This is a genomic window from Devosia sp. CN2-171 (assembly GCF_049354815.1).
Lineage (GTDB): Bacteria > Pseudomonadota > Alphaproteobacteria > Rhizobiales > Devosiaceae > Devosia_A.
The window spans coordinates 209,800-235,739 of record NZ_CP186479.1 but is presented as its reverse complement, the minus strand read 5'-3'; the positions used below and the strand labels follow the sequence as shown (position 1 = coordinate 235,739).

Genomic DNA, 25,940 nt, shown 5'->3' with positions numbered 1-25,940 from the left:
CCGGACAGCCTCCCGTACGCACAACTTGAGCCAAATTGTACGGCGCCGTTGGTTACCAATGTCGGAACGGATTCGCGTTTTGCGAATTTTGGGGGAGCGATTGCCGCCCACTCAACAGCTGTCGTGTATGTGGAACCTACGCGGGTGGCGAACTTACCGCAGCTTCAGCGAGCTCAGGCCGATCAGCGCCAGCACGAAGCTGATGATCCAGAAGCGGATTACGACCTGGCTTTCCGTCCAGCCCAGCATCTCGAAGTGATGGTGGATCGGCGCCATCTTGAACACGCGCTTGCCGGTCAGCTTGAAAGACGCGACCTGCACGATCACCGACACCGCTTCGAGCACGAAGAGGCCGCCCACGATGGCGAGGACGATCTCGTGCTTGGTGGCCACGGCGATAGCGCCGAGAGCGCCGCCCAAGGCCAGCGAGCCGGTATCGCCCATGAAGATCTGAGCCGGCGGCGCGTTGAACCACAGGAAACCCAATCCGGCCCCGATGAGCGCACCGCACACCACCGAAAGCTCGGCCGTGCCGGGCACGTAGTTCAGCAGCAGATACTCGGAGAAGTTCGACGAGCCGACGAGGTATGCAATGAGCCCGAAGCAGGCCGCCGCCACCATCACCGGCACGATGGCAAGGCCGTCGAGCCCGTCGGTCAGGTTCACGGAATTGCCAGCGGCCACGATGACGAAGGCCGCGAAGAAGTAGAAGAAGTACCACAGAGGCAGGCCGGACCCCTTCACGAAGGGGAACATCAACTGCGTCGCAATCGCCGGGTCGGTCACCGAGGCCATGACATAAGCGGCGATCAGTGCGACGACGGCCTCGATCATCAGCCTCTGACGACCCGAAAAGCCCTTGTGGGACATCTTCGTGACCTTGAGGTAGTCGTCGTAAAAGCCGATCGCGCCGAACGAGATGGTCACGAACAGCACGGCCCAGACGTAAAGGTTGCTGAGGTTCGACCAGAGCAGGATCGAGAATACCGCTCCCGAAAGGATCATTAGCCCGCCCATGATGGGCGTGCCCTTCTTGCTCGTCAGGTGACTTTGCGGACCGTCCGTACGGATTGGCGGGCCATCCTTGCCCTGCCGGATCCGCAGGGCGTCAATCATGCCGGGGCCGAACAGGAAGACGAAGAATAGGGCCGTCATCACGGCGCCGGCAGTGCGGAAGGTGATGTAGCGGAACACGTTGAAGGCGGCGAGGCTATCGCCCAACTGCCCGAGGAAATACAGCATGCTACCGGTGTCCCACCCGTCGCCTTAGGCGTTTTCGAAGCGCTCGCGGATCTTCTGCACAAGCTGAGAGAGCCGGACGCCGTTGGACCCTTTGACCATAACTGCGTCGCCATAGGCAAGCGCGGCGAGCACCTGTTCGGTGATCTCGTCAGTCGTGGGCATATGCGTCACAGTCGGCGCATCCCGGTCGCTTTCGGCAAGGCGAGCAAATGCATCGGCGAGCGCGCGCATGGCCGGCCCGACGAGAAAGACCTGCCTGGCGCCGGTCTTGAGCGCCGCGCCGAGCAGCGCCGCGTGCAGTTGTGGCCCCTGCGGCCCCATCTCGAGCATGTCACCGAGCACCAGCACCTTGTTGCCCTCGATAGGCTCTATGCTGGTGAAGACGTCCATTGCCGCATTCATCGAGGCGACATTGGCATTGTAGCTCTCGTCGACGAGCAGCAGCGGGTTCTTCGCCGGCCCGAGCTTCAGCGTCAGCCCCCTGCCCTCCGGCACGCCGAACTTGCTGAGAGCGCCGATAGCTGCGCGGGTTCCTTCACCCGATGCCTGAGCCACCGCAACGGCAGCCACGGCGTTCGCGACCATGTGCCGGCCCGGCACCTGCAGGTGGAAATTGTAGTGCTCGCCCTCGTGCACCACCTCGGCCAGCGTGCCCTTGGGCGAGTTGTCGGCCTTGACGATGTGCCAGTCGGAACTGTCGTCGAAGCCATAGGTCACGACCTTCGACACGCCGGCGGCGCGGGCATGGGCGAAGAGCACATGCAGGTAGTCGTGGTCGGTGTTGAGCACCGCCGTTCCGCCCGGCTCGAGCCCGAGGAAGATCTCGGCCTTGGCGGCGGCGATGTCGGCGACCGAATTGAAGAACTCAAGATGAGCTGCCGCGACTGTGGTGATCACCGCAATATGCGGCCGCACCATCTTCACCAGCGGCTCGATCTCGCCGGCATGGTTCATGCCTATCTCGAATACGCCGAACTGCGCCTCGCGCGGCAGCCGCGCCAGCATCAGCGGCACGCCCCAGTGGTTGTTGAAACTTTTGATCGAGTAGTGCGTCTCGCCGAAGGCCGCGAGCACGGTGCGGATCGCTTCCTTGGTGGTCGTCTTGCCGGCGCTGCCGGTCACGGCGACGATCTGGCCCTTGTTGCGCGCCCGGGCGGCAATGCCCAGCGCTTCGAGCGCCTTGAGCGTATCCGGCACGACGATGACCCGCTCGCCACCCAGCGCCTTGAAATGCGCCTCGGAGACGAGGGCCGCGGCCGCGCCGGCCTCGAGCGCCTTGGCGACGTAGTCGTGCCCGTCGAGCTTGTCGCCCTTGATGGCGACGAACAGCGCCTCGGGGGCGATCTCGCGGGAATCGATGGAAATCGAGGAGATCGGGCCATCCGACACTCCCTCCGGGTGGCCGCCGGTGGCTTTGACGACCTCGGCGACAGTCCAGAGCGGTCGCATGGGCTAGAGTCCTTTCAGCGTCTCCAGCACCACTTCATGGTCGGAGAAGTGGTGCTTGGTGGTGCCGATGATCTGATAGTCCTCGTGCCCCTTGCCCGCAATCAGCAGCACATCGCCCGGCTGCAATTCCTTGATCGCGGTTTCGATGGCGAGCCGGCGGTCGCCGATCTCGCGGGCGCCGGACGTGGCAAGCAGGATTTGCTTCCGGATCGTCGCCGCATCCTCGGTGCGCGGGTTGTCGTCGGTGACGATCACATCGTCGGCCAGGCGGCTTGCCGCGTCGCCCATCATCGGGCGCTTGCCCTGGTCACGATCGCCGCCGGCGCCGAACACCACCTTGAGCTTGCTGGTCGCATAGGGCCGCAGCGCCCCGAGCGCTGTCTCCAGCGCCACCGGCTTATGGGCATAGTCGACGAAGATCGCGGCGCCGTTGTGCTCTGCCACCAGTTCCAGCCGCCCCTTGGCGCCCTTCAAATGCTCCAGGGCCTTCACCGCCTTTTCGGCCGGGGCACCCGTGGCGACAGCCAGTGCCAGCGCGACGGCGGCGTTGCTGACCTGGAACTCACCGGTGAGCGGCAGGAGGAAGCTGACTGGCTCGCCGACAAGGCGGCCCGTGACACGCTGGCCATAGCCCTCATTGCGGATGTCGGTGAGCTCGAGATAGGCGCCCTCCCGGCCGACCGTCAGCGGCGTCGCACCGCGGTCGAGCGCGGCGAAGAGGAACGGCATGTGCTCGGGATCGTCGGAGTTGACCACGGCCGCGCCACCCTCGGCGATCAACTCCTTGAACAGCCGGAGCTTCGCCTCGCGATAGGTCTCCATATCGAGGTGGTAGTCGAGATGGTCGCGGCTCAGATTGCTGAACGCCACGGCGTTGAAGCGGATGCCATCGGCGCGGCGCTGATCGAGCCCCTGGCTCGAAACTTCCATCGCCACGTGGTCGACGCCTGCGGCCCGGAGTTCGCCGAGATCGCGATGCAGCGAAAGAGCGTCGGACGTGGTCAGCTCGCGCTTCTCGATGCCCGCCTTGGTCTCGACGCCGACCGTACCGAGGCTCGCCGCCTCGATGCCGCAAGCGGCCCAGATCTGGCGCACGAACGAAACGATAGATGACTTGCCGTTGGTGCCGGTGACCCCGACCATGACCTTGGGCTGCGGCGCGAACTGGCGCGCGGCGGCCTGCGCGTAGGTGGCTCGGACGTCTTCGACGACCACAACCGGCACGCTCGGCGCAATCTCGGGCGCCCGGTCGCTCACCATGGCCACAGCGCCCAGCCCAATGGCCTGGGCCGCGAAACCGTCGCCGTGCACCCGTGTGCCGGGCAAGGCGAAGAACACGTCGCCCGGCCGGATCGCCCGGCTGTCGGCATTGATCCCCTCGACGGTGAGATCGGGGACGGAGGCTTCTGCCCCCTCTAGAAGGTCTTTGAGCGCAAACGGCACGCTGGTTTCTTCTCTCTTCGCTTCAGCGAAGCTGGGATGGGACAAGGTTCTGATCCAACATGTCGCTGAAGTCGGGCGCGATTCCAAGCATCGGCGCGACGCGCTGCACAATCCGACCCGTAACTTCACCCGCATTCCAGCCGGCCGTGGTGCCGGATTGCGCGTTTTCGGCCTCCGGCTCGTCGACGACAATGACCATCGCATAGCGCGGATTGTCGAGCGGGAAGGCCGAGGCAAAGACGTTGAACACCTTGTCGGACGAGTACACCTTGCCGACCACCTTTTCGGCCGTGCCGGTCTTGCCGCCGACGCGGTAGCCGTCGGCGAGCTTGTTCATCCGGGTACCCGAGCCCTCGAGCGCGTTGAGGCGCATGAGATAGCGAATCTCAGCGCTTGTCTCAGGGGAGATCACCGGCTCGTAGAGCTTCCGAGCCTCTTCCTCGCTGCGCTTATAAATGGTCGGCGGCACCATGTAGCCGTCGTTGACGAAGGCGGCGACGGCGCGCGCCATATGCAGTGGAGATACCGAGAGGCCGTGGCCGAAGCTCGATGTGGCGGCGACGATCTCGGAGAATTTCGCCGGCACCTTGGGCTTGCGCATCTCGGGCAGCTCGAAGGGCACCGGCTGGTCCATCCCGATCTTGGCTATGAACGCGCGGAAGTCGTCCTTGCCCAACGTCTGCATGATCTTGATGGTGCCGATGTTGGACGAGTACTTATACACCTCCGGTACGCTGAGCACGCGGTGCTTGCCGTGGAAATCGTCGATGGTGAAGCGGCCGAAGCGCACGCCGAAGCGCGCGTCGAACTGGTCGGTGATCTTCACCTTGCCGCTGTCCAGCGCGCCGGCCATCGTGATCGTCTTGAAGGTCGAGCCAAGCTCGTAGATGCCCGAGGTGATGCGGTTGAAGCGGTCGTTCTTCACCCCGTTATAGTCCTGGAACAGGGTGGAGGGATTGTTCGGGTCAAAATCGGGCAGCGATGCGAGCGCAACGACTTCGCCAGTCCTCACATCCAGCATCACACCGGCAGCAGCGATCGCCTTGTAGCGGGTGAGCGCGTCGGCCAGCTGCTCGTACATGACATGCTGCACCCGCAGATCGACCGACAGGCTCACCGGCGCAAGGTCGGCGCCGCGCGCGAGACCCACCGACTGCAGCAGCGCAAGGCTGTCGTCGTCCATGTGCTTCTCGATGCCCATGGTGCCCTGGTTGTCGATATTGACGGCACCCAGGATATGCGAGGCTTCCTTGCCCGAGGGGTAGAAGCGCTTGCTCTCGGTGACGAACTCGATGCCCGGGATGCCGAGCTGGAAGATCTTCTCCTCGATGGCCGGCGTCAGCTCGCGCTTCACCCAGACGAAACCCTTGTCGCCCGTCAGGCGCTTGCGCAGCCAGTCCTCGTCGAGGTCGGGCAACACGGTGCGCAGCTTCTGCACCGCTTCCTCGACATCGATGATCCGGCGAGGCTCGGCAAAGAGCGACGGCACGCGGATATCGACCGCCATCTCCAGCCCGTTCCGATCGAGGATCGGCGGGCGGCTGGCGGTGATGACATCGCGCGCGACGCCCTCGATGGTGGAGTCGGTGACGGTCGACCCGAGCTGGATGAGGCGGCCGCCGACAACGGCAAAGACGATGAACAGCGCGGCCACGACGACGCGGATACGCGCCTTGGTCAGGTTGCCGCGCGCCTTGCGCCCGCCGTCGAGCGAGATGGTCTCGGCGCCAACGGAAAGGATCGCCATCTAGTTGGCCTCGATCAGTTGCTCGATCGGGTCGATGCCCGCATCGAGGGAGTTGAGCAGTTCATCGAGGGCAGCCGTATCCGGCGCCGCCGGGCGCATTGGCAGGTTGTCCATCCGCCCGAACTGTTCCTGGCTGGTTGGAACCAGCGCCAGCGCCTCCTGATGGCGCGTCACGATCGGGCCGACATGCGCTGGCTGGTTCAGGTAGGACCAGTCGGCCTTGAGCAAGCTAAGTTCACCGGTCTGCCGGTCGATCTTGCGCTCGATCGACACCTTCTCGGCGGCGATATCCTCGACCGAATACTTGAGCCCGTAGACGCCGACGAGCGCCGCAAGGCACATGCAGAACAGCACGAGATTGATCACCCGGATCATGCCGCACCCCGCGACATGGGGACGCCGAGCCCGGCATAGCTGACCGCGCGAGCTGCGGCAGCGGAGCGAAGTCCGCTCCGGATAGTCGCCGAACGCGACCGGGGATTGCGGCCGATCTCGGCCTCGGACGCCTTGCGGGCCTTGGCCACATGCGACCAGCGCGGCGCATCCTGCACCACCTGCGGCAGGTGGCGCGACTGGGTCGGCGCGCCCTTCTCGGGATCGAAGAAGCGCTTCACGATGCGGTCTTCCAGCGAATGGAACGTCACTACCGCGAGGCGGCCGCCTTCGGTCAGCAGCCGCTCGCTGGCGAACAGACCCTCGACCAGCTGCTCGAACTCACCGTTCACCGCGATCCGCAAAGCCTGAAAGCTGCGCGTCGCCGGGTGTGCATCGCCTGGCTTCCGGCCAATGGATTTCTCGATCAGTCTTGCCAGCTGGGTCGTCGTCGTAATCGGCTGGGTGGTGCGCGCCGCAACGATCGAGTGCGCGATACGCCGCGATTTCCGCTCTTCACCGAAGGCAAACAGCAGGTTGGCGAGATCGGCTTCCTCGAGCTCGTTGACGAGATCGGCCGCGCTCTCACCCTCGGAGGACATGCGCATATCGAGCGGCCCCTCCTGCATGAAGGAGAACCCGCGCTCGGCCTGATCGAGCTGCATGGAGGAGACGCCGATATCCAGAACGACGCCATCGACCGGCTCGCCGGCAAGCTCATCCAGATTGGAAAATGTCCCCTGCACGAACTTGAATTGACTCGGATAATCGGCGGCAAGTTTTTCGGCATGAGGAAGGACCGAAGGGTCGCGATCGAGCCCGATCACGGACGCCCCGGCTTCGAGCAGCGCGCGCGAATAGCCACCGGCGCCGAAGGTACCATCGAGGATGCGCGCACCATCGAGTGGGGCCAGCGCTTCGAGCACCTCCGCCAGCAGGACCGGCACATGCGGCCCTTGGCTGTAGCTGCCCTTCGGCTTGGTCATCTTCCGCCCGAACTCCACTCCGGCATTGCCGGCACGCAACCGCCCCATAATAGGGTATCGGCGCACTCTGACGGGGTCAGATTAAGATTCTGTTGAGCTTAAGCGTCCGCCCTGGCTTCGATATCTATCACCACGCTGCCGACCTTGTGTCCGGTTTCGACGTACGCGTGCGCGACGGCGATCTGCTCAAGCGGGTAGCGACGATCGATCACTGTGCGCAGCTTTCCGGCGTGGAAATACGCGCTGAGCAAGGCCAGGTCCCGGATCTTGTCTGCGGGCGGCCGCAAGCCCGTCGCCGCGAACCGCGCTAGCTTTCCGCGCTTTCGCAACATTCCGAGCAGCAGGCTCGGTGTCGGAACGGTACCCACCATGTAGATGCCCTCCGGCTTGAGCGCGCCTTCGCAGTGCGCGAACGAACTCTTGCCCACCGCATCGAAGATGACGTCATAGGCATCGCTGGCCCTGGTGAAATCCTCGACGCCGTAGTCGATCACCCGGTCGGCGCCGAGAGAGCGCACCAACTCGACGTTCCTGCCGCTGCAGACACCCGTGACCTCGGCGCCCAGCAGCTTTGCCAACTGCACCGCAGCAGTGCCTACGCTGCCCGACGCGCCATTGATCAGCACATGTTGGCCGGCCTTCAGCTCTCCGGTGTCGCGCAGGAACGGCAGCGCGGTGAGGCCGCCATCGGCGAGGCCCGCGGCCTCACCGAAGCTCATGCCGGGTGGCATGATCGCCAGCGCTGCGGTCTCGGGCACGCAAGTCGTCTCGGCGTTGGCGCCGGCGAGCGTGCCGGTCGAGCCATAAACCCGGTCGCCCGGCTTGAAGCGGGTCACGTTCGCGCCGACCGCCACGACGACACCGGCCAGATTGTCCCCGAGGATCGGAGTCTTCGGCTTCAACAGGCCCGAGAACAGCCGCGCGATGAAGGGGCTGCCGGTGCGGAACGCTACGTCCGATGGCGTCGCGACGGTCGCGTGCATCTCGATCAGCACATCGCCCTCGCCCGGAACCGGCTCCGCCAGTTCCCGGAGTTGCATCACTCCGGGCGGCCCGTACCTGTCCTGCACGATTGCCCTCATGGTTCGTCTCCATCGATGAGGTGAGTTCGGCCATCCCGGCAGAGGATCTGCCGAGCAGCCAGGCGTTGGGTCTGAATTTCGTTCGGCGGCTAACTGTCGCCGCCCTCGTACTGGAACACCTGCTCGAGCGGAGCGCCGAACACCCGGGCGATACGGAACGCCACCTCGAGCGACGGCGAGTAGCGCCCCTGCTCGATCGCGACGATGGTCTGGCGGGTGACCCCAACCTTCTCGGCCAGCGCGGCCTGGGTCATTTCGCCAGCCTGGAACCGCAGCGTGCGGATAGTGTTGGCGATCTGGGCCTGTCCCTTGCCCATGGCGTCAGCCGATCCGGTAGTAGACGAGCCGCGAGGCGGCATCGACGACCCCTGCTAGCATCAGCCCGCCGAACAGAACATAGATCGTGACCGCCGGGTCATAGCCCCAGGCCAGCGGGAACAGGCTCACCGCCCCGAGGACGGAAGCGACGACGTACGCGTTGCGCATACCCTTGAGGCCGACCGCCCTGTCCCGTTCATCGGCCCGCTCGTCCTTGAACTCCTCGCGCCGGGCGATAGAGACGAGGATGGTCATGATGATCATCGCGATGATGTTGAACAGTACGACGAACAGAATGGCCCACAGCAATCGGGCCGCGACCTCGGCAACCGAACCGGCCGGGCTGGTCACCGCCTCGAAGATCACCCAGGCGCCGATGACTACGGCGCCCAGAATGTTCACCACAGCTTCCCATTCCTTGTAGGTCATCCCGGCCTCCGGCCTGTTAGCGTTTGAAGTTGATGTAATGCAAACCCGACATCTTGTCAAGTTTTTCATACACAACGTCGCAAATAGCGGACTTCGCATCGGATTGCGCGGTCGGGGGAAGGAAGTGCCAGTTGACCTATAAGCCGGGTTCTGTAGGGCCGGCGCCTCACGGCGCTGACGTGGTGACCATTCATCTTTGACCGGCATTGCTGCCGGCCTTATGCAACCAACCCGGGTGACATGGCCTCGAAATCGGCTGGGTTTCCCCGCGTCACCCCTATTTGGTCTTGCTCCCGGTGGGGTTTGCCGTGCCGTCCCTGTTGCCAGGTCCGCGGTGCGCTCTTACCGCACCCTTTCATCCTTACCGATGCCGAAGCACAGGCGGTTTGCTTTCTGTGGCACTTTCCCTGGGGTCGCCCCCGGCGGCCGTTAGCCGTCACCGTATTTCGATGGAGCCCGGACTTTCCTCTCCCACGGAAACAGGAGCGGCCACCCGGTCAACTGGCGAGGCGCATATGTGGGCCCGGGGCCCGGCCCGTCAAGCCGCGCGCTTCATGATCTGGTTGTAGGCATTGTTGATCGACGCCATGCGGGCCGTCGCCATGTCGATCAATTCCTCGGGTACGCCCTTGGCAATAAGCCGGTCCGGATGGTGCTCGGCAACCAGCAGCCGGTAGACCCGCTTGACCTCGTTGCGGTCGGCGGTGGGCGCAAGACCGAGCACGGCGAACGGGTCGACACCGTGATCGAACAGCACGTGCTGGGCGGTCAGCTGCTCGAAGCGCGCGTCGTCGAAGCCGAAGATGTCGCTGACGTTCTTGAGATAGTCGAGCTCGCTCTCGTGAATCATCCCGTCGGCCGAAGCGATGAAGAACAGGCTGTCGAGCACGTGCTCGAGCGTGTCCGGGCTGTCGGCGAAGAACCGGCGGATCTTCTTGGCATACGCCTCGTAGCCGGCCACATCCTGCTGTGCGAGCCGGAACAGCTTGTCGACCTGCTGCTCGATCCCGGCCGGAATTTCGACAGTGCGCTGGAAGGCACGGAGCTCGGAGGCCGTCACCACGCCATCTGACACCGCCATCTTGGCCGAGAGTGCGATCAGCGCCAGGGTGAAGGCCGCGTCACGGCCGCCGGGCAGCCAGTTGTCCGGATCTAGCACGTTCGCGAGCGAGCCGACGATACCCGTCCGCTCCGACACCGAACCCACCAATGCAGCAAGCCGACCCCAGACCGACATGACCTTCTCCGATCGGGGCGCACAATAGCCACCGAATCCGAAATTGATAGTCTTCAGGCATGCGGCTGTTTGCATCGGTGCCCCCGAAAATTTCGGCCGCCTGGTGGGGCGGCCGATGAAGTCAGAACAGGAAAAAGTCGAGGTTCCGCCTGACTGGCCCTCTCGGCTCTTCGTCGAGGTAGATGATATCCTCGTCGACATTACCCGAAGATTGCGACGCCTCGCTCATTAAGCCCTTGCGCTCGAGATACTCAGCGAGCGAGCCGGAGTCCCACTCTTCGAGCTGATCGCCGGTGACCACATCGCCCTGGTCGCTCATCGGGAACGGGTCCACGGCCGCCTGCTGCGGAGGCTGCTTCACCGTCGGCTCGTCGATGATCAGCGGCTTCTCTTCAGCCGGCAATGAAGCGACCTGCGTCGTCTGCGGGCGCGCGCTGCGCGGCAGCGGCACCGGCGGCGTCTCGGCTGGGGCGGCGGCAACGGCGGTTGGGGCCGTCACGCCGACTGGCGGCTTGGTCGCAGGCGCCTTGGTCGTCGGCGCGGTCGTGGCGACCGGCTGCACTTCGTCGGCATCGGAGATGTAGGACGGCAGTTTCTTGCCCGACTTGAGGAACTTGTCGACTGCGGGGGCTTCCTGGACGCTGGCGGTCTGAATCGGGTCCGTGGCGACCGCCGGCTTCAGCGCCGGGGCCTTGGTTCCCGTCGCCGTGGCAGACGCATCCGCGGTAACGGCGGTCGCAGCGGTGTTGCCGCCGGACTTGCCGAACATCATGTCCGCGGCGGGCACCGCGAGGATAACGACCAGACCGGCCCAAGCCAGTCCGCCCTTCACCTTGCCATCGAGTTTCATAGGCTGCTGTCCTTCAACTTGCCCCGTCGCCCTGCCCCGGACGGAACTCAATTAATAGGGCCATTTTGTGGATGGCCCGGGAATCGATCTCAGCATCGTCCCTATGCTCGACCCTGCCAGAGGTGACCTGAACGGACGCTGAACACGTAGCTTCAGTCGGGCCGGTATCCCAGCAGACGCGCCAGTGCCAGCACCAGGTTGGACCGGTTCAGCGTATAGAAGTGGAACTCGGTAATCCCGTTGTCGACCAGTTCCAACACCTGTTCGGCGGAGACCGCCGATGCAACCAGCGCATGGGTCTCGGGGTCGTCCTCGAGCCCCTCGAACCGGTCGGCCACCCAGCCCGGGATCGAAGCGCCGCAGCGAGCGGCGAAGCCCGAAATCTGCTTGAACGAGTGAATCGGCTGGATGCCGGGGACGATCGGCGCCGTGACGCCGGCAGCGCGGGCGCGGTCGACGAAGCGGAAGTAGTCGTCGTTATCGAAGAACATCTGCGTGATCGCCCGGGTCGCCCCCGCATCGAGCTTGCGCTTCAGGTTGTCGATATCGGCATCCCAGCTGGGGCTCTGCGGGTGCTTTTCCGGATAGGCCGCGACCGAGATGTCGAAATCGCCGATCTTGCGGATGCCGGCGACGAGATCGGCGGCGTTCCTGTAGCCATCGGGATGTGGCGTGAACGGCTTGCCGATGCCCTCGGCCGGATCGCCGCGCAGCGCGACGATGCGCGAGACGCCGGCCTCCTGATAGCCGCGCACCACCGCGTCCACCTCGTCACGGGTCGCCCCGACGCAGGTAAGGTGCGCCGCCGCATCGACGCCGGTCTGCGCCTTCACCTCTTTGACCATGCGCAGCGTGCGCTCACGTGTCGAACCGCCGGCGCCATAGGTCACCGAGACGAAACGCGGGTGCAGCGGGGCGAGCTTATGGATCGAGTCCCAGAACCGCTCTTCCATCACGTCAGTCTTGGGCGGGAAGAACTCGAACGAGACGCGGAAATCGGGCCGGGCGTCCGGGCTGCGGCGGCTCGGGCGATCGGTGTAGTCGGTGCTCATAGGGATGTTTCCGTCTCGTCGATAAGGCGCCAGAGGCAGACCGTGAGGCCCTCGGCGGTATTGGTCGGTGGAAAGCTGCGGAGGTCGGCGACCGCAAGGCCGGCGGCGCGGGCCCAGCCCGCCATTTGCGCCTCGCTGAGGCCGAGGCGGCGGTGGGCATGGTGCGAGCGCAGGAACTCGAGGGTGTGCGGCGCGAAGTCGACGATCAGCATCTCGCCGCCCGGCTTCAGCGCGCGCCGCGCCTGCGCCAGCACGCGGCCGGGGTCATCGAAATAATGCAGCACCTGATGGACGACGATCACATCGGCCCGGCCGGCACTGGCGTCGAGATCGACGATGTCACCCAGCCGCACCTGTGCGTGACCGATGCCGCACTGCGCCAGCTTGGCGCGGGCCACGGCGATCATCTCGCGGCTGGCGTCGATGCCAATACCGCGGCGATAGTGGCCGGCGAGCAGCTCGAGCATGCGTCCGGTACCGGTGCCGAGGTCGATCAGCGTGTCGACCACCCTGCCCCGCATCGCCTCGACGATGGCCGCTTCGACCGCCTCTTCCGGCACGTGCAGCGAGCGCAGCAGGTCCCAGCTGTCGGCGACCTTGGCGAAGTAAGCGGCGGCCTGCTCGGCCTGCTGCAGGCGGACGGATTCGAGCCGCTGCCGGTCGCGCAGGCGATCCGGATCGTCCGCCGACCAACGGCTGATCAGCCAGCGCGCCAGGTCGCCGCCCGCACCATCCGGCGCCAGGCCATAGTAGGCCCAGGCCCCCTCGGCGTTGCGGTTGATCAGCCCGGCATCGGCGAGCAGCTTGAGGTGGCGCGACACACGCGGTTGGCTCTGGCCGAGGATTTCGGTGAGGTCCTTGACCGATTGCTCGCCATCGGCGAGCAATGCCAAGAGCCGCAGCCGGGTCGTTTCCCCCGCCGCGCGCAGCACCCCCACCAAGTCAGCCGTGTCGTTCATCGAGCCTCACGAGATATAAAGATATCTTTATATCCGATGCGGCGGATAGGTCCAGTCCGTTGTGTTGCCAGAACACTTATCTCTTGCACTAAGTATCCTCACACGATACTTAGCCGCATGGCTCAGTATCACTCATCTCTCGATAGCGTCTTCCTCGCGCTTGCCGATCCGACCCGCCGCGCGGTGATCGCCCGGCTTGGCCAGCGACCGGCCAGCATCAGCGAGCTTGCGGGCCCGTTCGATATGGCGCTGCCCTCATTCATGAAGCACATCGCGACGCTCGAGAACGCCGGACTGATCCGGACCAGCAAGCACGGCCGGGTCCGCACCTGCGAGATCGACCGCGACCGGCTGAGCCTGATCGAGGACTGGCTCGACGAACAGCGGCGCCTCTGGGAGGGCCGCACCGACCGCCTCGAGAGTTTTCTTCGAGATACAGACAAGGACCACGCGAAATGACCCGCAACCCAGACCTCGACCTGACCATCGACCGCGTCATCCGCGCCCCGCGCGATCGCGTCTGGAGCGCCTGGACGACGCCGAAGAGCTTCGAGCAATGGTGGGTGCCGCGCCCGGCCCTCTGCCGCGTCGCTCGGATGGACCTCAAGCCCGGCGGCGCGATGGTGACCCGCATCAGCGAGAACGGCGGCGACTTCGCCCCGCATTTCGACGGCTGTTACCTCGCCCTCGATGAGGGCTCGCGGCTGGTCTTGACCAACTCGCTGGTGGCAGGCTGGCGGCCGGCCGAGACTCCGTTCATCACCGCCATCATCACGCTGGCCGACCACCCCGAGGGTACGGCCTACCAGGCCTATGTGATGCACAAGACTCCGGCCGACAGGGCGATGCACGAAGAACTCGGCTTCTACGACGGCTGGGGCACGGTCGCAGGCCAGCTCGCCGAACTTGTGGAGCGCGAAGCTCACTAGCCGATCAAGGCACTGCCGCGCCTTCTTGATTCAATCTGTCAGCGTCAGACGCTGGGCCAGCCCTGGACATTCACGGTCATCCCGGCGAAGCGGGTGAACCGGTTGGCCGGAACCAGCACGCGATAGCCGAGGTGGAACGAGGTCCAGACGAGCGAGCCGAGCATCACGAAGCCCATCAGGCCCAGCAGCCCGAGCTGGTTCCACGGCGCGAGGCTGTGGCTCATCGAGTAGAGGCAGTAGAGCCCGAGCGCACCGCAGCCGGCGCCGGCCACCCAAGAAGTGGCATCGAACACCCGGCCGATCCGGCGGGCAGTTGCCGCAGAGAGGGATGCGCGGACGGCATGCGCGATAAGGAACGGCAGCAGGAACACGATCAGGGCAACAAGCGGAACGAGCGACATTCTGTCCTCCGGATTGAGCGCTTCAGAAAAACGGCGGCCATTCGGGCCGCCGTGAGAGTTGGGTTAGACAGACTTCAGATACTCAGGCGGCGCCGACGACGTCCTCGTTGGGCAGGCGGCGGCGGAAGGCGTGTGTGCGCCAGAGTTCGAAAATGCCCACGGCCTCATCCCGGCTCAGGGCCTCGAAGCGCTTGCGCACGTTCTGCAGGTCCGGCTGGCTCGGGAGGTCGCGCCAGGGCATGGAAGCGATCATCGCCTCGAACAGGTCGGGCTGGATCCCGAGCGCACGGAGCGCCACGGTGATTGCCACATAATCCTGCATGGCGAGCCACTTCACGAAAACTTCGGGGCCGACGCGCAGCAGCATGGTGAGTGCCGCGGCGGTGTGGTGGCCGTAGCCGAAGCGGGCAAAGCGGATCAGCGCCCGCTCGTCGAGCTGCTTGCGATCGGAGAGCGCCTTCACCTGGTTGTAGGCGACTTTCCAGTCCTGGCTCGAAAAGCCGGCCCGGTTGCGCATGCGGTTGTAGACGACCGCCTGCACTTTGCCGACGGTAACCGGATCGACGCGCGGGTCGAGCTGTTCGATCGTCTCGCGCACCTTGTCGCCGACGGCATCGATCCCGGCGCTCATGGCCTTCCAGTCGATGTCGGTACGGCCACGCAGATCTGCCGCGATAGCTGCATCCTGTGCAGCGCGGCCGGCGATACGCTCGAGCGTCTCCTGGCCGAGTTCGGCATTGGTGTTGCGGATCAGGCGAACCACCGAAGCGGTTTCGCCGTGTTCGACGATCGCCTCGCCAACCCGATCGGTCACCTGCTGGCGGCCGGCGATGGCCACGCGGTGTTCCTCGGATTGCTTGGCGATGATCTCGATGAGGTCGTCGTCGCTCAGTACGTTCGAGAATTCGAGCAGCGGCTGGGCTACCTCGATCTCGTCATTGGCGAGCCTGACCACCACGTTGCCGGGCGCCCGGTCGAGCGGCGCAAGGAGCTTGGCCACATGGGCCCGCGCCTCGGCTTCCACCAGTTCGGCCAGCTGGCACAGCACTTCGTCGTACTGCGCGACCTGCTCGTCGTCGCAGCGATCCGAAACGTAGGAGTAGAGCTGGGCCATGTTGCGGAACAGCTGCTCGCGTTCCACGATGTTGGAGTCCCCGTTCAGCACCCTGAACGTCGAGAAGGCCTTCGTCGTGCCCTCTTCCATCTCAGTCATGTCACTTCCCTCCGGCTTCTGCCGACTTGCTGGCAGATTGACCCGGGAGTTCAGTGCGTGCGCTGAAGGCGAGGCGGTGGAATTGATTCAAATTGCAGGTAATCGGAGAGGTTATTGCTAACCACCCTCTCCGTCCTCCCTTCTCCCCTCGTGGGAGAAGGTGGCGCGAAGCGCCGGATAAGCGGGGTGCGCAACCGAAGGTTGCGCGGCCGTAGCGAAGCGACGAGCGGCGGCGTTGGCGGAGAGAACCCCTCATCCGCCCGTCGGGCACCTTCTCCCACAAGGGGAGAAGGCGCAGGTTGAGAGTTCAGCGATCAGGCGAGGTCGAACCGATCCGCGTTCATGACCTTCACCCAAGCCGCAACGAAGTCGTGCGCGAACTTCTCGCTCGCGTCCGACTGGCCGTAGACCTCGGCGAGGGCCCGCAGCACCGAGTGCGACCCGAAGATCAGGTCGACGCGGGAGGCAGTCCAGCGCGGCTCGCCCGTCGTCCGGTCGACACCCTGGTAGACACTGTGGTCCTCGGAGGCCGGGCGCCACTTGGTGCCCATGTCGAGCAGATTGACGAAGAAGTCATTCGTCAGCGTCTCGGGGCGGGTGGTGAAGACGCCATGCTCGGGGTTGCCCGCCTTCAGCACGCGCAGGCCGCCGACCAGCACCGTCAGTTCCGGCGCCGTCAGCTTCAGCAGTTGCGCGCGATCGACGAGGTTCTCCTCGGGCGTCAGGCGCTGGCGGCCGCGCCAGTAGTTGCGGAAGCCGTCAGCCGTCGGCTCCAGCGGCGCGAACGACGCCGCGTCGGTCTGCTCTTCGGTCGCATCGTTGCGGCCCGGCGTGAACGGCACTTCGAGTTGCAGCCCCGCATCGCGCGCCGCCTTCTCGATGCCGACGCTGCCGGCCAGGACTATCAGGTCGGCCAGCGATACCCGCTTATTGCCAGTCTGGGCTCCGTTGAACTCGGCCTGTACGGCCTCGAGCGCGCCGAGCACCTTGGCGAGTTGCTCCGGCTGGTTGACCGCCCAATCCTTTTGCGGCGCAAGCCGGATGCGGGCGCCATTGGCGCCGCCGCGCATGTCCGAACCGCGGAAAGTCGAGGCCGAAGACCAGGCCGTGCTGACCAGCTCGGAAACTGACAGGCCGGTCGCTGCGATCTTGTCCTTGAGCACCGCGATGTCGCTCGCATCCACCACCGGATGATCGAGCGCCGGGATCGGATCCTGCCAGATCAGATCCTCGGCCGGAACTTCCGGGCCAATGTAGCGAACCTTGGGACCCATGTCGCGGTGGGTCAGCTTGAACCAGGCACGGGCAAAGGCGTCGGCGAACTGATCCGGGTTCTCGTAGAAGCGCCGGGCGATCGGCTCGTAGATCGGATCGAAACGCAGGGCGAGGTCGGAGGTCAGCATCGACGGCGCGTGGCGCTTGGAAGCGTCATGCGCATCGGGAACCGAGTTCGCCCCCATGCCGTGCTTGGGCGTCCACTGATGCGCGCCTGCCGGGCTCTTGGTCAGTTCCCACTCGTAGCCGAACAGGTTCCAGAAGAAGTTATTGCTCCACTTGGTGGGCGTCGAGGTCCAGGTGACTTCGAGCCCGCTGCCAATCGCGTCGCCGCCCTTGCCGGTGCCGAACTTGCTGGCCCAGCCGAGACCCTGCTCCTCGATACCGGCCGCTTCCGGCTCCGGGCCGACCAGCGAGGCATCGCCCGCGCCGTGCGTCTTGCCGAAGGTGTGGCCGCCGGCGATCAGCGCCACGGTTTCTTCGTCGTTCATCGCCATGCGAGCGAAGGTGTCGCGAATATCGCGCGCCGAAGCCAGCGGATCGGGATTGCCGGCCGGACCTTCCGGGTTCACGTAGATGAGGCCCATCTGCACGGCGGCCAGCGGGTTCTCGAGGTCGCGCTCGCCGCTATAGCGCTCCTCGGCCAGCCACTCGCCTTCCTTGCCCCAGTAGATATCGAGCTCGGGCTCCCAGGTGTCGGCGCGGCCGCCGGCAAAGCCGAAGGTCTTGAAGCCCATCGACTCCAAAGCGACGTTGCCGGTCAGGATCATCAGGTCGGCCCAGGAAATCCGGCTGCCGTACTTCTGCTTGATCGGCCACAGCAGGCGCCGGGCCTTGTCGAGATTGACGTTGTCGGGCCAGCTGTTGAGCGGCGCGAAGCGCTGCTGCCCCTCGCCGCCACCGCCGCGGCCATCCGCGATACGGTAGGTGCCGGCGCTGTGCCAGGCCATACGGATGAACAGCGGGCCATAATGCCCAAAATCGGCCGGCCACCAGTCCTGCGAGTCGGTCATCAACGCGCGCAGATCCGCCTTCAACCCTTCGTAGTCGAGTTTTTTGAACTCATCGGCATAGTTGAAGATCGGCCCCAGCGGGTTCGACAGCGCGGTGTGCTGGTGCAGCACCGAGAGGTCCAGCTGGTTCGGCCACCAGTCACGATTCGCGCGGCCTGCCTTGCCATGCGGAACCGGGCATTTGTCGGCGCCACCTTCGGTCGCTGCGTCCATAGTCGTTCTCCGTAGTCTGGGATTGATCCTGGGGTTCTGACCCATGCGTTCGCATAAGGCCAATTGATTGCACTACTCGGTGTGATAAGTCAGGATTATGATATCGCTACGACAGATGCAGTACGCCGTCGCGCTGGCGGAAACAGGGCATTTCGGCCGCGCCGCCGAGCGCTGCCACGTCACCCAGCCAGGCCTCAGCCAACAAATCCGGCAGCTCGAGGAGCTGTGCGGGGCGGCCCTGTTCGATCGGCTGGGCAAGTCCGTCCGGCCGACCCCGCTCGGCCGCGAGTTCGTCGACCGGGTGCGGCCCATCCTCGAGCGTACCGATTCGCTGGAACTGTTCCTCGCGGGAACGCGCGGCCACCCTGCCCGGCCGCTGCGGCTGGGCGTAATCCCCACCGTCGCGCCCTACCTGCTGCCGCACGTCTTCCCGGCGCTGCAGCGCGAGCACCCAGCCCTCAGCTTCATCGTCTCCGAAAGCCGCACCGACGCGCTGATCGAAGCGCTTGGCGATGGCGGCCTCGACCTCGCCCTCATCGCCAGCGATCCCAAGCCCGGTGGCCCGCGCCTCACTGGCACTCCGCTGTTCGACGATGCGTTCGTGCTCGCCACCGGCCGCGACGACGAAACGCGCGACCCGGTGCCGCTCAACGGCCTCGATGGCAGCCGCATCCTGCTACTCGATGAAGGTCATTGCTTCCGCGACCAGGCCATCGCGGCGTGCGGCCTCGACCAGGAAGCGGCAGGGCGGACCTTCGCGGCGACCTCGCTGTCGACGATCGTCGAGTTCGTCGCCAACGGCCAGGGCATCACGCTCCTGCCCGAGATCGCGCTACGCAAGGAGGCGACCGAGCGCATCCGCATCCACCAACTGCAGTCGCCCGGCGCCCATCGCCGGCTATCGCTGGTCTGGCGCGAGGCGACGCCCTTCGCCCCCACGTTCAAGGAGATTGCCGAGACGATCAGGCGAGCACGGCCGGCTCAGCCCTCGATCGGATAGGCGAGCTGCCGCCACGTGCGGATCTTCACCTCGTCGCCCGGCCGGATGGCGCCTTCGCGCTCGACCCAGCCGACGAGCCCGCGTTTGTTCATCGCCGCCTTGACGAAGGCGAATTCGACGTCCTTGCGGTCAGGGTGATGCGCGACGATGGAACCGCCCGACTTCCGGCACGGCCCGTTGTCGCCGTCGATGCGGATCGTTGCACCGCTCGGGAACATCAGCATGGTGCGCGGCGGCAGCCGGCTGAAATGCGGGATACCCGAGATCGCAAGATTGCCCCCGATCCACTCGGCGGGCAGTTGAGGCAGGCTCAGCGTGGCAGCGACCTCGGCCAGTTCCTCGACCGACAGGATCGACAGCTGCCGCTCGTTGCGCATTTTCGTGCCGCGCGGATACCATGGCTCCCGCGCTCCGCTCGGCCGCACCAGCCCCTCGTGCCGGTCGCCGACGATACCGGCGTAGGTCAGCTGCAGTTCAGCGCGCGGTGTCGATTCCACCGCATCGCTCTCGACGACAAACACACCCTCGACGCGACCAGTGAGCGTCAGGGCTGGTGTTTCGTCGCTCATGCCTCAACTCTCCTGCGCCGCACTACGGAGTCCGTGGTGTAGACGATCAGCGAGAGCCAGATAAGCGCGAAGCTGGCAAGCCGCACACCATTGAGATGCTCGCCGAACAGCATGATCGCCAGCACGAACTGGATCGATGGCGCGAGGTACTGCAGCATCCCGATAGTCGTCAGCCGCAACCGCTGCACCGCGAACGCGAACAGCAGCAACGGCAGCGCCGTTGCCGGCCCGGTGAGCATCAGCAGGAACAGCGTATAGGGGTCGGCATGCACGCCGAAATTGCCGTCGATGGCAAAGGTGATCAGCAGGTAAGCGAGCGCTACCGGCGACAGAACCAGCGTCTCCACGAACAGGCCGGTTATCGACGACGCCTTGGCCGTCTTCCGGATATAGCCATAAAGCGCGAAGGTCAGCGCCAGGCTGAGCGCGATATAGGGCACGCCGCCAAGTCCGACAGCCTGGATGCCGATGGCGACCACGGCGATCGCCACCGCCACGGTCTGCCAGCGATTGAGCCGCTCGCCGAGGAGCGCCACACCCATCGCCACATTCACCAGCGGGTTTATGAAATAGCCGAAGCTCGCCTCGAGCACCTGGTTGGTCTCGACCGCGTAGACATAGATCAGCCAGTTGCCGGCGAGCACGAACGCCGCCACGGCCATGGACCTCACGGCCTTCCAGTCGCGGAGGATCGCTCGAACCTCTGCCGTGCGCCCGCCAACGATCATGATCACGCCGACAAGCAGCAGCGACCAGAGCGTGCGGTCGGCCACCAGCGTCGTCGCCCCGACATGACGCATCAGGTTGAACAGCAGCGGCAGGAAGCCCCAGAGCAGATAGGCAGCAAGTCCTGCAACGAGGCCGCTGTCGGTCCGGCGCTGCTCGGCAGTGGTGATCGAGGCCAAGGGAAATCTTTCGGGGCCCATGCGGCCCAGGCACCGGCGCTTTTAGCAGCCACGCCGGCCCGCACACAAATGAGAGTTTGTGATCCGTGCCAGTGATCTTCTTGATCGTGATCAAACCAATCGCCACGTCAGGCATTAGCCTTCACGTAACCCAGATGGAGAGTGCCATGAAAGCCAAGGTGACCTGGATCCTGATCGCCGACGGAGCAACAGCCAAGGTTTTCGAGCACTTGGGACCCGGCAAGGGACTGAGGGTCGTCGACGACCTGATGTTCGAGCAGACCCCGCTCAAGGCCAGCGAGATCATGGCTGACCGGCCGGGGCGCAGCTTCTCGTCTGGCAGCGCCAATGGGCGAAGCGCCATGGAATACTCGTCGGACCCGGTGGCGGTGCGCGAGCGCCGCTTCGTCGAGAACGTCGCCGAGGAACTGGACCGCAAGCTGCAGCAGCACGCCTTCACCCGCCTGATCGTCGCCGCCGCGCCGACGGCGCTCGGTGACCTGCGCCCGGCGTTCAGCAAAGGCCTTAAGGACACCATCCTCGCCGAACTGCCCAAGGACCTGACCAACATCCCGACGCCGCAGCTCGAGAGCCACTTCGCCGGGCTGCTGCCGGTCTGACTATTCAGCCGCCGCGGGCACGAGGCTGCCTACCGCCTCTCCCGCGGCGAGCGAGAATCCCTCGTCGAGCCAACCAGTTACGCCGCCGATCATCTCCTTGACCGGCCGCCCGAGCTGCGCGAGCCGCAGCGCACCCTTGTTGGCGCCGTTGCAGTGGGGCCCCGCGCAATAGGTAACGAACAGTGTCCCCTCCGGCCACTCCGCCATTCGCCGCTCGGTGATCTTGCCATGCGGCAGGTTGATCGCGCCCGGCACGTGGCCAGCGGCGTAGAGCGTTGGGCTGCGCACATCGAGCAGCACGAAATCCTGGGCATCGCGGCTCAGGGCATCATGGACGTCCCAGCAGTCGGTTTCGAACGACAGCCGGCGGGCAAAATGCGCCATCGCTTCAGCGGACGGCGCGGCTTCAACCATCGAGACATTGCTGGCCATCTGGCCCTCCATCGGTTCGGATGGCGGGAACTTGCCGGCAAATGGCGGGATGCGGGAGTGGCGGGATTGCCAATATGCGGTAATATCTCGCCATCATGAGCACGCCGAACCGCCACGTCGCCATCCTCGCCTACGATCAGCTCTGCATGTTCGAGTTCGGCATCGCCGTCGAAATCTTCGGCCTGCCGCGTCCGGAATTCGCGGACCTCGACTGGTACAGCTACGAAATCGTCGGCATCGAGCCCGGTCCTTATCGCTCGACCGGCGGTATCACAGTGGAAGCGACCCACGACCTCAGCCGCCTCGAACATGCCGGCCTGATCGTCGTCCCCGGCTGGCGCGGCGCCAAACAGCCGGTGCCCGCACCGCTTGTCGATGCCCTGCGCGCCACCCATGCCCGCGGCGCCCGCATCGCGACGCTTTGCTCCGGCGTGTTCGTCCCGGCTGGCGCAGGCCTGCTCTCAGGCCGTCGCGCCACCACGCACTGGCGCTACGCCGAGACCCTGAGGACGGACTACCCCGATATCACCGTCGAGCCGGACATCCTCTATGTGGAAGACGGGAGCCTCCTGACCGCGGCCGGCTCCGCCGCCGGCATCGATCTCTGCCTCCACATCGTTCGCCAGGATTTCGGCGCCCAGGTCGCCAACACCGTGGCCCGTCGCCTTGTCCTTCCGGCTCACCGCGAGGGCGGGCAGGCCCAATACGTAGCGCGACCAGTGCCGCGCGAGCGTCGCGGCCGCATCGGGCCGCTGCTTGACACGCTGCGCGCCCGGCTCGATGAGGATTGGTCAATCGCCCGCATGGCCGATCTGGCAAGGCTTTCCGAGCGAACCTTGATCCGGCACTTCAACGACGGCACCGGCCTCAGCCCGCTCCACTGGCTGATCGCCGAACGCGTCGAGCGCTGCAAGGAACTGCTCGAGACCACGGAGCTGGACCTCGACGCCATTGCCACGACTACGGGCTTTCGCACCCAGGAAACTCTGCGCCATCACTTCCGGGCGCGCACCGGTGTCAGCCCGACGATATTCCGGCGGTCGTTCGGCAAAGCCGCCTAGACGTCCTGCTCCTCGTCCTCGTCGTCATCATCCGCCTGCCCCGTCACCGCCTCGAGGAACTCCCCGAGGATCGGGTTGAACAGGTCCGGACGTTCGAGATTGGGGAAATGCGCCGTCTCTTCCATCACCACGGCGAAGGAATTCTCGATCTCCTCGCTGAGGTCCTCGTGGATGGCGATGATGTCGGAGCAATCGAGCTCACCCACCACCAGCAGCGTCGGCGCGATGATGGTGTGGACGTTGTCGAATGCCGGCTCCGGCAGATCTTCGTGCTTGAGCGGCGGATGGTTGAGGTGGATCTCGTTCATGGCGAGGAACAGCTCGCGCGCATTTCCGGTGACCCGCCCCGCCTCGCCATAGGGGCCATCGAGCCACTCATGCGCCTGGATGCGATTGGCCGTGCCGATATTGCCGCGCTGCTTGGCGTATTCGAACGCCTCCTCGAGCTGCTCGACTTCCTCGTCGACCTCATAACCCTCGGCGCCGGTCACGGCCGTGCCCATCAGCACCAGCGCAATCGTGCGCTCAGGATGCTCCAGCGCGAAATCGATGGCGAGCCCGCCGCCCATCGACGAGCCGATGAAGATCGCCGCGTGGATGCTCAGCCGGTCGAGCACCGCCTCGAGATCGATCAGGTGATTGAACGGCACGTCCTCGGTCACCGTCTCGCCATAGCCGCGGCGGTCGTAGCTGATGACGTGATAGCCCTCTGAGGCCAGCATCTGCATCTGCTCGCTCCACATCCGGCGGTCGGTCACGCCGGAATGGAGGAACACCACCGGATAGCCGAAGCCATCGGCCTCGCCACGGATCACGGCACCATCGAACGGGATTTCAAAGGGAGAGGACATGGCTCACGCGCTTCGCGAAACGTCAAAGTGCGGCACTTAGCACCACGGCGCGGCGGAGACCAGACCGAGCGCTGCCGCACGCTATCGGGCGTCGTCGCGGGCGGCTAAAGTAACGCATTCAAATGGAGGAAGTAATGCCGTCACTAATGTTGCATCACGTCTCTATCCCGATCACCAATATCGATCGGTCGCTCGCCTTTTACCGCGATATCTTCGAGCTGCAGCCCCTGCCACGACCGAACTTTCCGATCGGTGGCGCATGGCTCGCGTGTGGCGATCGCCAGGTCCACCTCGTCGAGCACGCAGACGCCACGTTCCGGAACGGTGACATCGACAACAACGACATCCACTTCGCCTTCCGCACCGATGACTTCGACGCCGTCGTCGCCAAACTCGAGGCGCACGGCTTCAGCCAAACCGCGCCCAACGACGACCCCCGACGCATCATGATGAAACGCACCGGCGCCGCGGGCTTTGCCCAGCTCTACGTCCTCGATCCCGACCGCAATGTCGTCGAGGTCAACGCCGCCGCTGTCTGACTATCGCGCCGCGATGATGAACAGACGCGGGAAGCGCAGCAGCACGTTGCCGTCAACCGTGCTTGGATAGGCCTCGGCGATCAGCTCGAGATAGCGCGCGAGGAATGCCTCGCGCTCTGCCGCCTCGAGCGGGTCGATGAACGGCCGCAGCCCGGTGCCCTTCACCCACTCGACGATCGCCTCGGGCCCGGCGAGCACGTGATTGTAGACCACGTGCCAGATATCGATGTGGCGGGCCACCGGCCGCAGCGCGTCGTAGTAGATGCGCACCGGCGGCAGCGGCTGCCGCGCCGCATCCCGGAGCCGCTCGGCCCACGGGCCGTCGGCCGCCACCTTGCGCATCAGCACATGCGAGGGCTCGGCCATGTTGTCGGGCATCTGCACCGCCAGCACCCCGCCCTCCGGCAATGCCGCGACGATGCGCGGAAACACCGCAAGATGGTCGGGCACCCATTGGTAGATCGCGTTGGCGAAGACCAGTTGCGTGTCCGCGTCCGGCACCCACGTCCCGGCATCCGCTTCGGCGAAGCTCACGCCCGGCAGGCGCTTCCGCGCCTCGGCCAGCATGTTGGGCGAGTTGTCGAGCCCAATCACCTCGGCCTCCGGATAGCGCTCGACCAGCAGCTCGGTGGAATTGCCCGGGCCGCAGCCCATATCGACCACCCGCCTGGGCGCCGTGAGCGGCACCCGCGCCAACAGGTCGTGCGACGGGCGGGTCCGCTCGTCCTCGAATTTCAGGTAGGTGGACGGGGACCAGTCTGCCATCGCGTGCCTCGGGAATAGTGGTGTCTCTCGATAGCGGAGCCGGCTCCTGGGAGTCTATCGGTCGGTGTGGGTGAAGCTGGCAGTAGTGTTAGGCCGTGCCAGCCTCCTGCCATAACTCCGGAGACTCATCGCGAAAGTCGGGGCATAGCATGGGCAGTTGGGCCTAGCCTGCATGCAAGGGGCAGAACGCCACGTCCTGCCCCTTGCTTACATGCCGCCCAATGCTAGCTACTTGCGGACGCCGCGCGCGGCCCGGTCGATGACGTCGGCGACGACCTTGGGCTGGCTCGCATAGAGCGCGTGGCTCGCGGCGACCTCGGTGATGTCGGCGCCGATCCGCTCGGCCATGTGAAGGACCATCTTCTGGTCGAAGGCCTTGTCCTCAGTGCCGATCACGGCCCAACTGGGCTTGGTCCGCCAGGCCGCGTGGGTGAGCTTCGTCGCGAACGCCGACAGATCGATCGGCACCTGCGAGTCGCGAAGGAACGCGGCATCGGCGTCGCTCAGGTCAGCGGCAAAGCCCGCCTTGAACTGTTCCAGCGACAGGAAGCCGAAGCCGTCGGCCTGCGGGTCGATGACGAACTCGGGCGGCGTGGTGAAGCCGACATAGAGCGACGACGTGTCCTCGCCAGCATCGGGCGCCAGGGCGGCGACATAAACGAGGCTGGTGACCTTGGGATCGACGCCCGCTTCGGTGATCGCCGAGCCACCCCAGGAGTGGCCGACGAGGACGGTTGGGCCAACCTGCCGATCAAGCACGCGCTTGGTGGCGGCGACATCGTCCGCGAGGGAAGTCAACGGGTTCTGCACGATGCTGACGCGATAGCCGCGGGAGGATAGATCGTCATAGACGCCGCGCCAGCCGGAACCATCGACGAAGGCTCCGTGAACGAGCACAATGTTGCGGGCGGGCTGGTTGGTGTTGGTCAGGTCGGTCATTTCGATGGTCCTCCAGTTACGGTTTGCATTTTTATCGCATGAATCGTTA

The 25,940-nt window shown here is 65.3% G+C and carries 28 protein-coding genes and 1 other RNA gene; 6 read left to right on the top strand and 23 right to left on the bottom strand.

Annotated features, from left to right (window positions below; genetic code table 11):
- Positions 1-153: 153 nt before the first annotated feature.
- The 14 genes from mraY to ACOYW5_RS01115 form a co-directional block, all read right to left on the bottom strand.
- Entirely contained in the window at positions 154-1,242 is a 1,089-nt protein-coding gene (gene mraY, locus ACOYW5_RS01180; protein WP_423067444.1) for a phospho-N-acetylmuramoyl-pentapeptide-transferase, read from the bottom strand.
- Positions 1,243-1,266: 24 nt separating this feature from the next.
- Positions 1,267-2,691, bottom strand: a complete 1,425-nt coding sequence (locus ACOYW5_RS01175) for a UDP-N-acetylmuramoyl-tripeptide--D-alanyl-D-alanine ligase (RefSeq protein WP_423067443.1) — start codon at positions 2,689-2,691, stop codon at positions 1,267-1,269.
- A 3-nt stretch (positions 2,692-2,694) separates the two neighbouring features.
- Positions 2,695-4,134 (bottom strand): UDP-N-acetylmuramoyl-L-alanyl-D-glutamate--2,6-diaminopimelate ligase, encoded by a 1,440-nt coding sequence (locus ACOYW5_RS01170; protein ID WP_423067442.1) that lies wholly within the window; start codon positions 4,132-4,134, stop codon positions 2,695-2,697.
- A 22-nt stretch (positions 4,135-4,156) separates the two neighbouring features.
- Positions 4,157-5,881 (bottom strand): peptidoglycan D,D-transpeptidase FtsI family protein, encoded by a 1,725-nt coding sequence (locus ACOYW5_RS01165; RefSeq protein WP_423067441.1) that lies wholly within the window; start codon positions 5,879-5,881, stop codon positions 4,157-4,159.
- Positions 5,882-6,256: a cell division protein FtsL gene (gene ftsL, locus ACOYW5_RS01160; RefSeq protein WP_423067440.1), complete on the bottom strand. Its 375-nt coding sequence runs from the start codon at positions 6,254-6,256 to the stop codon at positions 5,882-5,884.
- Positions 6,253-7,239, bottom strand: coding sequence for a 16S rRNA (cytosine(1402)-N(4))-methyltransferase RsmH (gene rsmH / locus ACOYW5_RS01155; protein WP_423067439.1), 987 nt, complete (start codon positions 7,237-7,239; stop codon positions 6,253-6,255). Before rsmH ends, ftsL begins: the two co-directional genes overlap by 4 nt.
- A gap of 98 nt (positions 7,240-7,337) precedes the next feature.
- Complete coding sequence (locus ACOYW5_RS01150) at positions 7,338-8,321, bottom strand: NAD(P)-dependent alcohol dehydrogenase (RefSeq protein ID WP_423067438.1); 984 nt, start codon at positions 8,319-8,321, stop codon at positions 7,338-7,340.
- 89 nt (positions 8,322-8,410) lie between these two features.
- On the bottom strand, positions 8,411-8,638 hold the full coding sequence (locus tag ACOYW5_RS01145; RefSeq protein ID WP_423067437.1) for a helix-turn-helix transcriptional regulator: 228 nt from the start codon (positions 8,636-8,638) through the stop codon (positions 8,411-8,413).
- 4 nt (positions 8,639-8,642) lie between these two features.
- Positions 8,643-9,068, bottom strand: coding sequence for a hypothetical protein (locus tag ACOYW5_RS01140; protein WP_423067436.1), 426 nt, complete (start codon positions 9,066-9,068; stop codon positions 8,643-8,645).
- Positions 9,069-9,191: 123 nt separating this feature from the next.
- Positions 9,192-9,573, bottom strand: an RNA gene (rnpB, locus tag ACOYW5_RS01135) — RNase P RNA component class A.
- Between the two features lie 33 nt (positions 9,574-9,606).
- Positions 9,607-10,305, bottom strand: a complete 699-nt coding sequence (locus ACOYW5_RS01130; protein WP_423067435.1) for a TerB family tellurite resistance protein — start codon at positions 10,303-10,305, stop codon at positions 9,607-9,609.
- 121 nt (positions 10,306-10,426) lie between these two features.
- Positions 10,427-11,155 (bottom strand): hypothetical protein, encoded by a 729-nt coding sequence (locus ACOYW5_RS01125; RefSeq protein WP_423067434.1) that lies wholly within the window; start codon positions 11,153-11,155, stop codon positions 10,427-10,429.
- Between the two features lie 152 nt (positions 11,156-11,307).
- On the bottom strand, positions 11,308-12,207 hold the full coding sequence (gene metF / locus ACOYW5_RS01120; RefSeq protein ID WP_423067433.1) for a methylenetetrahydrofolate reductase [NAD(P)H]: 900 nt from the start codon (positions 12,205-12,207) through the stop codon (positions 11,308-11,310).
- Positions 12,204-13,166, bottom strand: a complete 963-nt coding sequence (locus ACOYW5_RS01115; protein WP_423067432.1) for an ArsR/SmtB family transcription factor — start codon at positions 13,164-13,166, stop codon at positions 12,204-12,206. Before ACOYW5_RS01115 ends, metF begins: the two co-directional genes overlap by 4 nt.
- Positions 13,167-13,283: 117 nt before the next feature.
- On the opposite strand from ACOYW5_RS01115, the gene ACOYW5_RS01110 reads away from it, so the two are divergent.
- Together ACOYW5_RS01110 and ACOYW5_RS01105 are read left to right on the top strand one after the other, a co-directional pair.
- Positions 13,284-13,625, top strand: a complete 342-nt coding sequence (locus ACOYW5_RS01110; protein ID WP_423067431.1) for an ArsR/SmtB family transcription factor — start codon at positions 13,284-13,286, stop codon at positions 13,623-13,625.
- On the top strand, positions 13,622-14,095 hold the full coding sequence (locus tag ACOYW5_RS01105) for an SRPBCC family protein (RefSeq protein ID WP_423067430.1): 474 nt from the start codon (positions 13,622-13,624) through the stop codon (positions 14,093-14,095). The genes ACOYW5_RS01110 and ACOYW5_RS01105 overlap by 4 nt, the downstream gene beginning before the upstream one ends.
- Positions 14,096-14,139: 44 nt before the next feature.
- Here the strand turns inward: ACOYW5_RS01105 and ACOYW5_RS01100 are convergent, their stop codons facing one another.
- The 3 genes from ACOYW5_RS01100 to katG form a co-directional block, all read right to left on the bottom strand.
- Positions 14,140-14,496, bottom strand: a complete 357-nt coding sequence (locus ACOYW5_RS01100) for a hypothetical protein (protein WP_423067429.1) — start codon at positions 14,494-14,496, stop codon at positions 14,140-14,142.
- An 82-nt stretch (positions 14,497-14,578) separates the two neighbouring features.
- A complete protein-coding gene (locus ACOYW5_RS01095; RefSeq protein ID WP_423067428.1) occupies positions 14,579-15,709 on the bottom strand; it encodes a DUF2336 domain-containing protein in 1,131 nt (376 codons plus the stop codon).
- Between the two features lie 314 nt (positions 15,710-16,023).
- Positions 16,024-18,210, bottom strand: coding sequence for a catalase/peroxidase HPI (gene katG / locus ACOYW5_RS01090; protein ID WP_423067427.1), 2,187 nt, complete (start codon positions 18,208-18,210; stop codon positions 16,024-16,026).
- A gap of 115 nt (positions 18,211-18,325) precedes the next feature.
- Between katG and ACOYW5_RS01085 the strand changes: the two genes are divergently transcribed.
- Entirely contained in the window at positions 18,326-19,210 is an 885-nt protein-coding gene (locus ACOYW5_RS01085; protein ID WP_423067426.1) for a hydrogen peroxide-inducible genes activator, read from the top strand.
- Here ACOYW5_RS01085 and ACOYW5_RS01080 read toward each other — a convergent pair.
- Together ACOYW5_RS01080 and rarD are read right to left on the bottom strand one after the other, a co-directional pair.
- Positions 19,192-19,779, bottom strand: coding sequence for an MOSC domain-containing protein (locus tag ACOYW5_RS01080; protein WP_423067425.1), 588 nt, complete (start codon positions 19,777-19,779; stop codon positions 19,192-19,194). The two genes, ACOYW5_RS01085 and ACOYW5_RS01080, sit on opposite strands and share 19 nt — an antisense overlap.
- Complete coding sequence (gene rarD, locus ACOYW5_RS01075; protein ID WP_423067424.1) at positions 19,776-20,684, bottom strand: EamA family transporter RarD; 909 nt, start codon at positions 20,682-20,684, stop codon at positions 19,776-19,778. Before rarD ends, ACOYW5_RS01080 begins: the two co-directional genes overlap by 4 nt.
- Positions 20,685-20,851: 167 nt before the next feature.
- On the opposite strand from rarD, the gene ACOYW5_RS01070 reads away from it, so the two are divergent.
- A complete protein-coding gene (locus ACOYW5_RS01070; protein WP_423067423.1) occupies positions 20,852-21,304 on the top strand; it encodes a host attachment protein in 453 nt (150 codons plus the stop codon).
- Here ACOYW5_RS01070 and ACOYW5_RS01065 read toward each other — a convergent pair whose 3' ends face one another.
- Positions 21,305-21,736 (bottom strand): rhodanese-like domain-containing protein, encoded by a 432-nt coding sequence (locus ACOYW5_RS01065; protein WP_423067422.1) that lies wholly within the window; start codon positions 21,734-21,736, stop codon positions 21,305-21,307. It lies immediately after the preceding gene.
- A gap of 95 nt (positions 21,737-21,831) precedes the next feature.
- On the opposite strand from ACOYW5_RS01065, the gene ftrA reads away from it, so the two are divergent.
- Entirely contained in the window at positions 21,832-22,797 is a 966-nt protein-coding gene (gene ftrA / locus ACOYW5_RS01060; protein ID WP_423067421.1) for a transcriptional regulator FtrA, read from the top strand.
- Here the strand turns inward: ftrA and ACOYW5_RS01055 are convergent.
- Positions 22,794-23,648: an alpha/beta fold hydrolase gene (locus tag ACOYW5_RS01055; protein WP_423067420.1), complete on the bottom strand. Its 855-nt coding sequence runs from the start codon at positions 23,646-23,648 to the stop codon at positions 22,794-22,796. The genes ftrA and ACOYW5_RS01055 overlap by 4 nt on opposite strands.
- Positions 23,649-23,782: 134 nt before the next feature.
- Here ACOYW5_RS01055 and ACOYW5_RS01050 point away from each other — a divergent pair, with 134 nt between their 5' ends.
- Positions 23,783-24,187, top strand: a complete 405-nt coding sequence (locus ACOYW5_RS01050; protein WP_423067419.1) for a VOC family protein — start codon at positions 23,783-23,785, stop codon at positions 24,185-24,187.
- Here the strand turns inward: ACOYW5_RS01050 and tam are convergent, their stop codons facing one another.
- Together tam and ACOYW5_RS01040 are read right to left on the bottom strand one after the other, a co-directional pair.
- The gene (tam, locus tag ACOYW5_RS01045; RefSeq protein ID WP_423067418.1) at positions 24,188-24,952 is read right to left on the bottom strand and encodes a trans-aconitate 2-methyltransferase; all 765 of its coding nucleotides are present in this window, start codon (positions 24,950-24,952) and stop codon (positions 24,188-24,190) included.
- A gap of 228 nt (positions 24,953-25,180) precedes the next feature.
- Complete coding sequence (locus ACOYW5_RS01040; protein ID WP_423067417.1) at positions 25,181-25,891, bottom strand: alpha/beta fold hydrolase; 711 nt, start codon at positions 25,889-25,891, stop codon at positions 25,181-25,183.
- Positions 25,892-25,940 lie beyond the last annotated feature (49 nt).